Here is an 11,673-nt window from a genome sequence, read left to right on the forward strand (position 1 = left end):
GACCCCGACCCCGATCCCGACCCCGACGGGCGGCGCCTGCAGCGCGACCTACCGCACCGTCAACTCCTGGTCCGGCGGCTTCCAGGGCGAGGTCACCGTCACGGCGGGCAGCGCGGCGGTCAGCGGCTGGACCGTACGGTGGACCCTGAGCAGCGGGCAGAGCATCACCCAGCTCTGGAACGGCACGGTGACCACCAGCGGCTCGACCGTGTCCGTGACCAACGCGTCGTACAACGGCACACTCCAGCCGTCCGCGTCGACGACGTTCGGCTTCACCGGCGGCGGCTCGCCGTCGACCCCGGCCCTCACCTGCACGGCGGCCTGAGAACCGAACACTGGGAAACGGCGGGCCCACGGACGGAGAGCCGTCCGCGGGCCCGCCGTTTCTCAGTCGAGCCAGATCACGACGCCGGTCAGCCCGCTGAGCACGGCCGCGGCACCGGCCCGAACGGCGCGCCCGGCGCGTTCGGGGGTGAAGGAGGCCGCGTCGTACGTCGACGACGCGCCGAGCCCCTCCCCCCGGAAGGAGGCGCCGGCCCAGTCGGCGGAGGTGACGTTCGCCGTGGGCTCGGCCAGCTCGGCGCCGACCACGAGGAACTGCTGGTCGAGGTGGTTGGGGGTGACCATGGCCAGCGGGTCGATGAGGTCGTTGCCGGCGCTGATGATGAGGTCGGGCTTCATCTGGATCGCGCTGCTGATGCTCGGGATGAACCGGTCCGGCTTCGTCGCCCTGATCGTCTTAAGGCTGACCTGCTGCTCCTCGGCCCATCCCGTCACGGCGTCCACCAGTGTCCTGGTCTGGCGGTCGTCCCCAGCGGTGAGCAGCACGACGCGATAGTCCGGTGACGGACGGACCCCGTCCCACGACCGGGGCCGGGGCGTGATCGTCGCCTCCGGAGCGGGTGGCGCGGCCGGGTCGAAGAACCCCGGGCCGAGGGTGCCGACGGCGGTGGGCTTCGCGTGCGGCCGGGACCAGTCGTCGCCGGGGCCGCATCCACCGACCAGTACGACGGTCGCGACTGCCGCCGTGAGCATGCCGGCGGGCAGAAGCCGAGAGCGCATGGGGATCGTCCTTCGAGGTGACGGGAAGTGCGCCTATTTCCTACCTCAACCAGCGCCGTCCTCGGAGCGGGGGCTGTGTCCATCTCGGCCTGGTTCGTCACTGTTTGCGCGCACGCCGCCGTTCGTTCATCTCCGTCGAGCAGATTGCGTTACCCAAACCGGAAAAGGAGTCACATGTCCCCCGCCGCTCGGCGTCGTGCCTGTGCTGTCATCGCCGCCGTAGCCGTGGCCGTCCTGCTCAGCGCCCTGCCTGCTTTCGCCCACGGACTCAGCTCGACCGTGTACGTCGACCTCACCTCGCCCGCGGCCGGGCACGTCCGCACCGAACTCGAGCTGGAGTACGACCTGCTCGTCGTCTCCGCCGCCGACGCCGAGAAGGACGACCCGCTCTTCCAGACGGGCAACGCGGCGTTCGAGGACCACGACACGGCGAAGCAGGCCGCCGCGCTCAACGCCCACGCCCGCACGGTCGTCGCGTACGTCACCCAGCGGTTCGGCGTCACGGCCGAGGGCAGGCCCTGCGCCCCGGCCCAGGAGGGCGGCTTCAGGATCGGGCAGCGCGAGGGCGTCCCGTACGCGCGGATGGTCCTGGACTTCCGGTGCCCCGAGTCCGCCGAGTCGCACGAGGTGCGCGCCCGGCTGTTCCCCGACTCCGAGGGCTACGTGCGCGACAGCAAGACGATCGTGACCTACGACCTCGACCTGAGGACCGGGAGCACCGCGATCGACGCCCAGCACCGGTCGTTCTCCACGCAGCAGTCCTTTCTCGAGCGGTTCTGGCAGTTCTTCCGGCTCGGCGCCGAGCACCTGCTCACCGGGCTCGACCACATCCTGTTCCTGCTCGCGCTCATCGCGGGGTCACGCCGGCTGCGCGAGATCGTGCTGGCCGCGACGACCTTCACCCTGGCCCACTCGGTGACCTTCATCCTCGCCGCCCTCGGCCTCGTGCAGCTGCCCGGGTCGTTCGTCGAGCCCGTCATCGCCCTCTCGATCGCGGTGGTCGCGGCCTGGCATCTGTGGCGGCTCTGGCGACGCCGATCGCACGCCACGGATCTCGAGACGACCGGGCACGGTCACCTCAGTCTGGACCGCGCGGGCTGGACCCGGCTGGCGGTGGTCTTCTGCTTCGGCCTCGTGCACGGACTCGGCTTCGCCTCGGCGCTCGGGATCAACCAGGCCTGGTCGTGGACCCTGCTGTGGTCGCTGCTCGTCTTCAACGTGGGCATCGAGGTCGTCCAGCTGTCGATCATCGCCGTCGTCTTCCCGTTGCTCGCCCTGCTGCGTCACCGGCGGCCACTCGCCGGGCTGGGGACGACCGGCGCCATCGCCACCGGCGTGTCCGTGATGGGCCTGGTCTGGTTCGTGGAGCGCGTGGCCGGGATCTGAGGAAACGTCACAACTTCCGGCACGCGCAACGATCCGCCTGTCTGACGTTCACCTCCAGGTCATCGACTTCCGGAATCTTGACAAACCTCCCCAATACCCTCAAATCGGATGGAACTTCATGAAGATCGACAAGGGGACGCAGCGCCCCGGGCTCGTTCTGCGCCGCGCGGCCATGACCGCCACCGTGGCGGCCATGGGCATCACCGCCGCCTTCGGCGTCGGCATGGCGACCGCGGCCCACGCGGACAACGCGGCCGCTCCCACGGGGATCGTCCTCGGTGTGGGCGCCAACGAGGCGCAGCGCGTGCTGTCCTGGTACTCCTCCACCAACACCCCGCAGGTGGTCCAGGTCGTACCGACGCACTCCCTGAAGCACGGCCAGTTCCCCAAGAAGGTCGTCACCTTCCCGGCCACGGTGACCGCGAACACGGTGAACGGCGGCTACAACGCGCACGTCACCCTCGACGGGCTCAAGCAGAACACCTCGTACTCCTACCGGGTGGGCGCCGAGGGCAGCTGGTCCGCGACCTACACGTTCAGGACCCAGAGCTTCAAGGGCGACTTCGACTTCCTGTTCTTCGGCGACCCGCAGATCGGCTCGTCCGGCGACACGGCGAAGGACGGCGCCGGCTGGCAGGACACCCTGAACGTCGCGCTCTCCGCGAACCCCAAGGCCGAGCTGCTGGTGTCGGGCGGCGACCAGGTCGAGTCCGCGAACACCGAGACCCAGTGGAACGCGTTCCTCGGCTCCGACAAGCTGCGCCAGTACCCGTGGGCCGCCACCATCGGCAACCACGACGTGGGCGGCAAGGCGTACGAGCAGCACTTCTGGACGCCGAACACCGACCGCTCCGCGCCGTTCTACAACGGCGACGCCACCACCCGGTCGGGCGGTGACTACTGGTTCATCTACAAGAACGTCCTGTTCATCGACATCAACAGCAACGCGTACGCCAACGGCGCCGACGCCGCGCACATCGGCTACGTCACCAACGTGGTCAAGGCGCAGGGCGCCCGCGCCAAGTACACGGTGCTGGTGTACCACCACTCGATCTACTCGCCGGCCGACCACGCCAACGACTCCGACAACAAGCAGCGCCGTCAGGACTTCCCGACCGCGTTCTCGAACCTCGGCGTCGACCTGGTCCTGCAGGGTCACGACCACAGCTACTCCCGTAGCTACGTGATCAAGAACGGTCAGAAGGCCAACAAGGACGAGCGCCCCGGCGACGCCCAGGTGGTCGAGGGTCCGGGCGGCGTCGTCTACGTGACGGCGAACTCCGCGTCGGGTTCGAAGTACTACGACCTCACCGCTCCCGACACGACGGCGGACCCGAACTACGGCCCCGACCCGCTCAACCCGAAGAGCCACTGGGCCAATTCGGTCGAGAACCAGGAGCACGTCCGCACCTACGTGAAGGTCCAGGTGCGCGGCGGCAAGCTCGTCGTCCAGAACATCCGCAGCGGCAACTGCGCGGCGCCCAACGCCGCCGTGGAGCTGGGCAAGGTCTCGTGGTGCGGCCCGAACAGCGGCGCCACCCCCGCCCAGCCGGTCGGCTCCACGGTCGACAAGGTCGTGATCCACACGGCTCACGACAACGGCCACGGTGACGACCACGGCAACGGGCACGGCCACGCCACCTCGGCGGCGCTGGAGTCCTGGCTGCAGTAGCCCGCGGTAACGGCGCCGGAACCGTCGGCGCGCTCGCCGCGCCGGGCTGATCCGGCTCCCTCCACCAGGTGGGGTGGGCACCGTCCGGTGCCCACCCCATCACCCGTCTTCCCACCTCGCCGTTCATAGGGATCACCAGATGCACCCGTCCAGACCCCGTACGACCACAGCAGCCCTCGCCCAGGTCGCCGTCGCGGCGCTGCTCGCCACACTCGGCCTCCTCGTCACGGGAGCGGGACCCGCCGCCGCGGACGGGGACGTCACGTGGACGGTCAGGACGGCGTCCAACGACTTCGGGTCGGACCGGGAGAACTTCAGCTACACCCTCGATCCGGGCGGACGGATCGAGGACGCCCTCGTGGTCGCCAACAACGGCGCGGCGCCGCTCCACCTCGCCGTGTACGCCGCCGACGGCTTCACCACGAAGGACGGGCGCCTCGACCTCGTCGGCAGGGACGTCTCGTCGGCGAAGGTCGGCGCATGGGTCCACGCGGACCGGCCCGACGTGACCGTCCCGCCCGGCGAGTCGGCCGAGGTGCCGTTCACGCTGACGCTGCCGGACAGCGCCGTGCCCGGCGAGTACATGGGCGGCATCGTCACCGTGCCCGCGGAGGCCGGTCATGGGGACCGGCGTCTCGGCATCCGGATCCGGCTGCGCGTCGGCGGAGAGCTCAGGCCGAGCGTGTCGGTGGAGGACGCCCGGGTGCGCTACTCGGGCACGTCCAACCCGTTCGGGAAGGGCGACGCCACTGTCACGTACACGATCCGCAACACCGGCAACGCCATCCTCGCCGCCCGGCAGGCGGTGTCCGTGTCCGGCCCCTTCAGCCGCCTGGCCGTCCGCGCCGGCCGCATCGGCGACTCGCCCCAGCTGCTGCCCGGCGACACCTGGAAGGTCTCCGTACCGGTACGCGGGGTCACGCCGGCGCTGCGGCTGACGGCGACGATCAGCCTCCTCCCGCTGCTCACCGACTCGGCGGGCTCGGTCGCCCCGCTCGCCGTCGTGGAGGGCACGGCGGACGCCTGGACCGTCCCGTGGGCGCTGCTGCTCCTCCTCGTCGTCGTCCTCGCCGGGCTGGTCGCCGCGGCCCTGGCCGTCCGGCGCCGCCGGAACGGGCCCCGGGAGGACGTCCGCGAGCACGAGGACGTGCGCGAGCGGGGGCCCGCCGAGCAGCCGCTCCGCGAGCGGGAGACCTCCGGCCAGTGACCGCCCGGCGGCGCGGGGAGCGTGACGCCGAGCCTGACGGGGGCCTCGGCGATCGGACCCTGTCCGTCAGTAGACGAAGGGCCAGCCGGCCGCGTCGTAGCCGATCCGGTTGATGCCGAGGCTGGAGGCGCCGTTGTCGGCGTACCAGTGGTAGAAGAGGACGTCTCCGTCGTTGTCGGCGAGGACGGCCTGGTGGCCGGGTCCGTGGATGCCGCCGTGGCCTGCCAGCACCTGCGTGCCTCCGCCGGAGTTCATCGGCACGCCGTTGCGGTCGGCGTACGGGCCGGTGACCGAGGTGGAGCGGCCGACCATGATGCGGTAGGTGCTGGCGGCGCCCCGGCAGCACAGGTCGAAGGAGACCCACAGGTAGTAGTAGCCGCCGTGCCTGAAGACGAACGGCGCCTCGATCGCCCCGCCGCCCCGGCCGGCGATGCTGAGGACGGTGCCGTCGGCGCGCTTTCCGGTCGCCGGGTCGAGCCGCACCATTTTGATCCCGGACCAGAACGAGCCGAAGTCCAGCCACCAGCGGCCCTGGTCGTCGATGACGAGGTTGGGGTCGATGGCGTTGAAATTGTCGGAGGTGGTCGACTCGACCACCAGGCCCTGGTTGGTCCATGACCCGGACGCCCCGGTGGCGCTGGTGGCCAGGAAGATCGCCGAGCGGTTGCTCCCGAAACTGGAGGCGGCGTAGTACATGTAGTACCGCCCGTTGACGTAGGTGATGTCGGGCGCCCACAGCGTGTCGTCGCCACCGGTGTAGGCCCGCGCCCAGGGAACCCCGCCCGGGAACGCCACTCCGGCGTCGCGCCAGGTGATCCGGTCGGTGGAGGTCTTCAACGAGATGTCGTTCCCGGTGTGGGCCAGCAGGTAGGTGCCGTCCGGCCTCTTGGTCACCTCGGGGTCGTGCACCCCGACGTCACCGGCCACGCGCCCCGGATTGGGATAGGAGGCCGGCGGGGTCGACGGCCCGCCCGACGGCGCCGAGGGACTGGGCGAGGAGGACGGCGAGGGCGACGGGCTGGGAGTCGCGCTCGGGGAGCCTGGAGTGCCGGTGCACGGCACGCCGTTCAGGGAGAAGGATGACGGATTCGGGTTGGCGCCGTTCCAGGACCCGTTGAACCCGAACGCCGTGGAGCCTCCGGAGGGGATCGCGGCGTTGTACCCGGCGTCGGCGGCGGTCACGCCGCCGCCGGCCTGGGTGACGGTGGCGTTCCATGCCTGGGTCACCTGCTGACCGGCCCCGAACGACCAGGTCAACCGCCAGCCGTCGACCGCGTCACCCAGGTTGTGGATCGTCACGCTCGCGCCGAAGCCGCCGGACCACTGGTTGGTGACCGCGTAGTCGACACGGCAGGAGACCGCGGCCATGGCCGGCGCCTGAACGGCGATCGTTCCGGCGAGCACCGGCGCGAGAACACCGGCGAGGGCCGCCAGACGTGCCGCCCGCGTGGAACCTCGCATCGTCAACCCCGTTTCGAGCCGGAGCGTGAAGGGGATTTCCGACGCTAAGAAGCAGGGCGCACAACGTCAACGACGCGAATGAATGGACTGAATCCGCGAGACCGGCGTTCACGGCCGATATCGCAGGTCGCATGCGGGTCGATCTCCATCCCATGCCGGTGAAACTTTCACAGGACATCGGACGCAATCAAAACTTTCGCGGCAATGCCGAAATTTTCCAGCTCGCCGAATGCATATCCGTACCGGGCCTCGTCGGCATTCATCTCGCGGGAAACGCCGGAGGCGTATTGGAGGCAGGGTAATCGCCTCCAGGACCTGCCCTGCCTGTGTGGCGACTCAGGCGGCGAAGATCAGGGACAGGCGCACGGCCTCGGGTCACCCAGGCACGAACGGCGTCACGCCCTCTGGATCACCCCACAGGCGATCCGGCCGCCGGAGTCACCGGCCTTGAGCGTCTCGGCGTCCGGGCCCGCCTTCCCTGACTGGGTGTACCGAGCGGGGACGTTGGCCTCGTTGTCGGGCTTGGCATGGATGACGACCGACGTGCCGCCCGCCTTCAGGAGATCACCCACACCGAAGCGGTCGGTGACGAAGGACGCAGTGCCGGCGCCGTTCCTGGCGACCAGGAGACCGGGCAGGTCCCCCGCGTGCCCGGGATGGGAGCCGGAGCCCAGGTGGGGCCCCGCGCTGAAGAAGGGACTGCCGGTGGCCGGGTCGGTCGACCGCGGGTCGCAGACGCCCTTTTTGTGGATGTGCAGTCCGTGGAAGCCGGGCGGCAGGTTCGAGGTCCTGATAGTCAGTCTGGTCCTGCCGTTCCCTCCGTCCTCGACGCGTAGGGTGCCCACGCGCTGCCCCTTGACGTCCTTGAGCACCGCCGCGGCCCTGACCGCGGCCGCGTCTTCGGACGGGCCGGCGCCCGGTGGTGACGCGGTGATGCCGCCGGGCGCGGCCGCTCCAACGACGAGCGCGGCGGTCAGGGACAGATATGTCTGCCGGAGCATGAGGTCCACCTCCTGCCTCTACGGCGGGGTCCCGCGACCGGGTCCGTCCTGCGGACGCTCGGCGAGAACGCGCGGGACCCTCCCTCTGACCAGCCTAGGTACGCCTGCCCGCGACCCGGACACGGCCGCCGGAGGGGACACCGCGAAGGCGAATCCCGAGCACCCCGGCGCTCAGTAGCTGAACGTGGTCGCGCCCTCGTCGCCGATCCACTGCCACATCGGGATCGTGCCGCCCAGCTCCGCGCCCTCGATGAGCCGCCGGCTGTCGAGCGCACGCGCCTCGAAGCAGATCGGGCAGACGAGATATCGGCCGCCCGCCTTGGCGTACCGGGCCACGAGGTCGGTCAGCGGAGGGCAGCCGTCACATGCGACGGCGGTGGCGACGCCCTCCAACGCCAGCCGGGCGGCCTCCTTGGTGAGGAACATGAGCGTGGGGCGGCCCTGTTCGGCCGCCCCCAGCGCGACCAGGAAGGCCACGGTGACGCGCTCGGGATCCTCGAGCCCCGTGGTCAGGCTGACGACGGCTTTACCTGCCATGATCTTCTCCTTGTCCGTTGTCGTCCGGGCCGGCCGGGTCACTCGCCCCGCCGACATGGGGAGGCCTCGTCGCCGGTGACCTCGACGGCCGCCCGGATATCGGGGGGCAGGTCGCGGAGGACCGGATCCGGGACGGCGCCGACCGCCGACAGCACGCCGCTGAAGAACCGGCGCAGACAGACCGCGAGGACGATCTGGAGGATGTCGTCGTCGGCCAGCCCGTGCCCGCGCAGGACGGCGATGTCCCTCTCGGTCACCGCCGTGGGATCGGCGGCGACGCGGTCCGCGAAGTCCATGACCGCCACGTCCACCGGCGCCAGCCCCGCGTCGTGGTGGTCGGCCACGATCGCCCGCAGCGCCGCGTCGTCGTAGAACCGCTGACGCAGCACGCCCGCGTGCGCGAGACCGCAGTACGCGGAACCGAGGCGACGGGCCGCCGTCAGGGTGACCAACTCGTAGCGGCGCAGGTCCATGCCTGCCCTGACCGCCTCCGCCAGCCGCAGCCAGGCCTGATAGACCTCCGGTCGCGGCGCCAGCACCCGCAGGTAGTTGGGCACGTATCCGAGCACGGCCCGCTCGGCCTCGTAGAGCGGTGACTCGGTGGGCGTGCTGAGATGACTCATGTCTCCCCCTTGCGGCGGCGTCTGCGCGTGGAACGGTAGGTCCTCGCGACGATCCGCGATTGGGGAGAACTCCCTACTTTGCCGGCTTCCGGACCAGGTTCAGCCGGTGCGCCGCTGCGGCCGCCTGACCCCGGCTGGCCACACCGAGCTTGCCCAGCACGGCGGAGATGTGATGATCGACGGTTTTGGCCGACAGCGACAGACGCCCGGCTATCTCGGCGTTGGACAGCCCCTCGGTCAGCAGCGCGAGCACCTCCGCCTGCCGGGGTGTGAGGCCGCCGGGGTTGGCGGCCGTCGCCGGGCGCGGGCCGCGCGGCATCCCGGTGAACCCGCGCCGTCGAAGCTCGCCCCGCAGCCGCTCCGCCGTCCGCGTCGCCCCCAGCTCGCCGAGGACGCGCAACGCCTCGGCCGCCGCGGCCCGGTCACCGCCCGCCAGCGCCTCGGCGCGCATGTACGGGGCACCGCGCCGGGCCCACTCCTCCGCCGCGCCCGCCCAGTCTCCGTCGGCCATCAACCGGTACGGCCGGGCCCCCGCCTCGGGGAATCCGGCGCCCCCGGCCCGCCACAGCCGGTAGGCCAGCTCCCCCATGTACACCGAATGACCCGCCCGACCGGCCAGGTCCAGGCCGCGCCGGGCCTCCTCGGCGGCACGCCCGGCATCGCCGTACAGGAGGAAGTACTCCGAGCGGGCCGCAGCCACCGGGCAGACCCGCTGCACCTCGCCGGTGCGGTCGGCCTGGCGGGCGGCCTCGTCGAGCGTGGCCCGCGCCTCCGGCTCCCCCCGCGCCGCCTGGATCCTGCCGCGCGCCACCAGCGCGGGCACCACGGCCACCCCGGCCCGGGCCGGCCGGTCCAGCGCCGCGTCCGCGTCGGCGAGAGCGCCGGCCCAGTCACAGCGCACCAGCCGCACCCCCGCCCGCACCCCGAGCAGGTACTGGACGTACCCGTCGAGATCCTGTTCGGTGGCGTACTCCAGTGCCCGGTCGACCGCCGGTGCGGCCGCCTCGTACTCGGCCAGCTGCACCAGCGCGGTCGCCAGGTTGACCAGCGCCCGGGCGGCGTGATCGGCCATCCCGAGGGCGGAGGCGCGTTCGTGCACCTCCCGCAGCGCCGCGGCCGCCGTTTCGTCGCCGTCCGTGAGCCGGGCCGTGCTCACGTTGATCTCGGCGTGGACGGAGGTCTCCGCGTCCCCCAGCCGATCGGCCAGGGTTCGCGCCCGTTCCCCCCACGCGACCGCCGGCTCCGGCTCGCCCGCGAGCATGTGCAGCTGCGACAGGTTGCTGTAGGCCATGGCCAGGGGCCGGCCCGGCGGCTCGGACTCCAGGACGGTGACCGCCCGCGCGGCCGCCTCCCACGCCTGCTCCGCGTCCCCCGCCCACCAGGCCAGCCGGGAGATCCAGCGCAGGTTCTCCCCGGCCGCCTCGGGTTGCCGCAGACCCTCCCGTACGGCGAGCGCCGCCCGCCGGGCGCGCAACCCCTCCTCGGCCAGCCCGGCCAGGTACGCCTGGAACGCGTAGGCCTCCAGCAGTTCGGCGCGGCGCGGGGCCGGCAGCCGGTCGGCGTACACGGCCGCCGACCGGTAGTGCGCCGTCGCCTCCCGGTGGGCGCCCTGCCGGGCCGCGCCGGCCCCCGCCACCTGGCCGTACCGCAGGACGGCGGCCTCGTCCCCCGCCTGCGTCGCGTGGTGCACCAGGCGGCCCGGATCGATTTCGGCGACCCCGGCCAGCACGTCCAGCACCCGCCGGTGCAGCGCGGCGCGGCGCGCGGGCGAGAGCGTGTCCTCCACCGCGCCGCGCAGCAACTCGTGACGGTACGACACCCCGTCGCCGGACGGCACGAGAACTCCGGCGTCGACGCACATGTCGACCAGGTCCGGCGCTCCCGCGACGACGGCGGCGTCGGCACGGGTCGGGATCACCGACACCAGATGGGCCAGCTCCCGGGCGGGACGCGGCAACTGCCGCAGCCGGTCCAGGACGAGGTCCTGCACAGTGGCCGGCACCGCCCGCCCCTCCGCCTTGAGCAGTTCGGTCACCAGCAACGGGTTGCCGCCGGACAGCCGGTAGACCGGCTCCGGATCCCTCCCGGCCCGGCGCGCCTGGCCGGCCACGCACTCGCGCGACAGCGGCGGCAGCGACACGCGCCGGGTGATCGCGCTGGGCAGGGCGGCAAGGGCGCCCCGCAGCGGATGCTCGGCGCCCACCTCGTCGTCACGGTGGGTCACCACGAACAGGACCGGCAGCCGGCCGATCCGCCGGCCCGACCAGATCAGCCAGTCGAGTGTGGCCTCGTCGGCCCAGTGGGCGTCCTCCACGACGACGACCGGCCGCGGACGCTGCGACGGGCCGGAGACCGCCTCCAGGAACGCCGCGAAGAGCTCCTCCTGGGCGGCGCCGGCGTTCAGCCGCTCGGCCAGGGCGCCCCCGGCCTGGCGCCCGATGTCGTGCAGCGGACCGAGCGCCCGGGGGGTGATCAACCGGTCGCAGCCGCCCCAGAGCACCCACGCCGCCGGCCCGCAGCGCCGGGCGAACTCGGCCACGAGCACGGACTTGCCGATCCCGGCCTCGCCGGCCACCACCGCCACGCGGCCGCCGTGGGCGCTCTCCCGCAGAAGACCGCTGAGGAGATCCAGCGTCTCGGAACGCTCCCACAGCTCCATGCGAACGATGGTAAAGGCGCACCCTCCACACAGCCCGTCTCCCGATTCGGCATGCGCCGTTTTTA

General features: G+C 72.0%; 11 protein-coding genes. 5 read left to right on the plus strand and 6 right to left on the minus strand.

Going from position 1 to position 11,673, the window contains the following annotated elements; translation table 11 throughout:
• A partial coding sequence (locus MPTA5024_RS39545) for a cellulose binding domain-containing protein (protein WP_198167134.1) occupies positions 1 to 325 on the plus strand: 325 nt, incomplete at its 5' end.
• 62 nt (positions 326 to 387) lie between these two features.
• On the opposite strand, the gene MPTA5024_RS12805 is transcribed toward MPTA5024_RS39545, so the two are convergent.
• Positions 388 to 1,062 carry a hypothetical protein gene (locus tag MPTA5024_RS12805; RefSeq protein ID WP_036324161.1) on the minus strand — a complete coding sequence of 225 codons (675 nt, stop codon included), beginning with the start codon at positions 1,060 to 1,062 and terminating at the stop codon, positions 388 to 390.
• Between the two features lie 174 nt (positions 1,063 to 1,236).
• On the opposite strand from MPTA5024_RS12805, the gene MPTA5024_RS12810 reads away from it, so the two are divergent.
• From MPTA5024_RS12810 to MPTA5024_RS12820, 3 genes are all read left to right on the plus strand, one after another.
• Positions 1,237 to 2,448 carry a HupE/UreJ family protein gene (locus MPTA5024_RS12810; protein WP_036324162.1) on the plus strand — a complete coding sequence of 404 codons (1,212 nt, stop codon included), beginning with the start codon at positions 1,237 to 1,239 and terminating at the stop codon, positions 2,446 to 2,448.
• 118 nt (positions 2,449 to 2,566) lie between these two features.
• The gene (locus tag MPTA5024_RS12815) at positions 2,567 to 4,120 is read left to right on the plus strand and encodes a purple acid phosphatase family protein (RefSeq protein WP_084369669.1); all 1,554 of its coding nucleotides are present in this window, start codon (positions 2,567 to 2,569) and stop codon (positions 4,118 to 4,120) included.
• A gap of 139 nt (positions 4,121 to 4,259) precedes the next feature.
• The gene (locus tag MPTA5024_RS12820) at positions 4,260 to 5,327 is read left to right on the plus strand and encodes a WxL protein peptidoglycan domain-containing protein (RefSeq protein WP_036324163.1); all 1,068 of its coding nucleotides are present in this window, start codon (positions 4,260 to 4,262) and stop codon (positions 5,325 to 5,327) included.
• Between the two features lie 66 nt (positions 5,328 to 5,393).
• Here MPTA5024_RS12820 and MPTA5024_RS39550 read toward each other — a convergent pair whose 3' ends face one another.
• Complete coding sequence (locus MPTA5024_RS39550; protein WP_198167135.1) at positions 5,394 to 6,788, minus strand: family 43 glycosylhydrolase; 1,395 nt, start codon at positions 6,786 to 6,788, stop codon at positions 5,394 to 5,396.
• Positions 6,789 to 6,919: 131 nt separating this feature from the next.
• Between MPTA5024_RS39550 and MPTA5024_RS40830 the strand changes: the two genes are divergently transcribed.
• Complete coding sequence (locus MPTA5024_RS40830) at positions 6,920 to 7,090, plus strand: hypothetical protein (protein WP_157099447.1); 171 nt, start codon at positions 6,920 to 6,922, stop codon at positions 7,088 to 7,090.
• 93 nt (positions 7,091 to 7,183) lie between these two features.
• Here the strand turns inward: MPTA5024_RS40830 and MPTA5024_RS12830 are convergent, their stop codons facing one another.
• From MPTA5024_RS12830 to MPTA5024_RS12845, 4 genes are all read right to left on the minus strand, one after another.
• Positions 7,184 to 7,789 carry a superoxide dismutase family protein gene (locus tag MPTA5024_RS12830; RefSeq protein WP_157099448.1) on the minus strand — a complete coding sequence of 202 codons (606 nt, stop codon included), beginning with the start codon at positions 7,787 to 7,789 and terminating at the stop codon, positions 7,184 to 7,186.
• Between the two features lie 171 nt (positions 7,790 to 7,960).
• Positions 7,961 to 8,326 (minus strand): DsrE family protein, encoded by a 366-nt coding sequence (locus MPTA5024_RS12835; RefSeq protein ID WP_036325932.1) that lies wholly within the window; start codon positions 8,324 to 8,326, stop codon positions 7,961 to 7,963.
• A gap of 38 nt (positions 8,327 to 8,364) precedes the next feature.
• Positions 8,365 to 8,949: a carboxymuconolactone decarboxylase family protein gene (locus MPTA5024_RS12840; protein ID WP_063794684.1), complete on the minus strand. Its 585-nt coding sequence runs from the start codon at positions 8,947 to 8,949 to the stop codon at positions 8,365 to 8,367.
• A gap of 73 nt (positions 8,950 to 9,022) precedes the next feature.
• Entirely contained in the window at positions 9,023 to 11,608 is a 2,586-nt protein-coding gene (locus MPTA5024_RS12845) for an ATP-binding protein (RefSeq protein ID WP_036324164.1), read from the minus strand.
• Positions 11,609 to 11,673: the final 65 nt, after the last annotated feature.

Origin of the sequence: Microbispora sp. ATCC PTA-5024 (assembly GCF_000511135.2) — a bacterium.
Classification (GTDB): domain Bacteria; phylum Actinomycetota; class Actinomycetes; order Streptosporangiales; family Streptosporangiaceae; genus Microbispora; species Microbispora corallina.

Bases quoted from the DNA above. Each gene is read 5' to 3' on its own strand.
- MPTA5024_RS40830 (WP_157099447.1), top strand. From the start codon at position 6,920: ATGCGGGTCGATCTCCATCCCATGCCGGTGAAACTTTCACAGGACATC.
- MPTA5024_RS12805 (WP_036324161.1), bottom strand. From the start codon at position 1,062: ATGCGCTCTCGGCTTCTGCCCGCCGGCATGCTCACGGCGGCAGTCGCG.
- MPTA5024_RS12815 (WP_084369669.1), top strand. From the start codon at position 2,567: ATGAAGATCGACAAGGGGACGCAGCGCCCCGGGCTCGTTCTGCGCCGC.
- MPTA5024_RS12830 (WP_157099448.1), bottom strand. From the start codon at position 7,789: ATGCTCCGGCAGACATATCTGTCCCTGACCGCCGCGCTCGTCGTTGGA.
- MPTA5024_RS12840 (WP_063794684.1), bottom strand. From the start codon at position 8,949: ATGAGTCATCTCAGCACGCCCACCGAGTCACCGCTCTACGAGGCCGAG.
- MPTA5024_RS39550 (WP_198167135.1), bottom strand. From the start codon at position 6,788: ATGCGAGGTTCCACGCGGGCGGCACGTCTGGCGGCCCTCGCCGGTGTT.
- MPTA5024_RS12810 (WP_036324162.1), top strand. From the start codon at position 1,237: ATGTCCCCCGCCGCTCGGCGTCGTGCCTGTGCTGTCATCGCCGCCGTA.
- MPTA5024_RS12845 (WP_036324164.1), bottom strand. From the start codon at position 11,608: ATGGAGCTGTGGGAGCGTTCCGAGACGCTGGATCTCCTCAGCGGTCTT.
- MPTA5024_RS12820 (WP_036324163.1), top strand. From the start codon at position 4,260: ATGCACCCGTCCAGACCCCGTACGACCACAGCAGCCCTCGCCCAGGTC.
- MPTA5024_RS12835 (WP_036325932.1), bottom strand. From the start codon at position 8,326: ATGGCAGGTAAAGCCGTCGTCAGCCTGACCACGGGGCTCGAGGATCCC.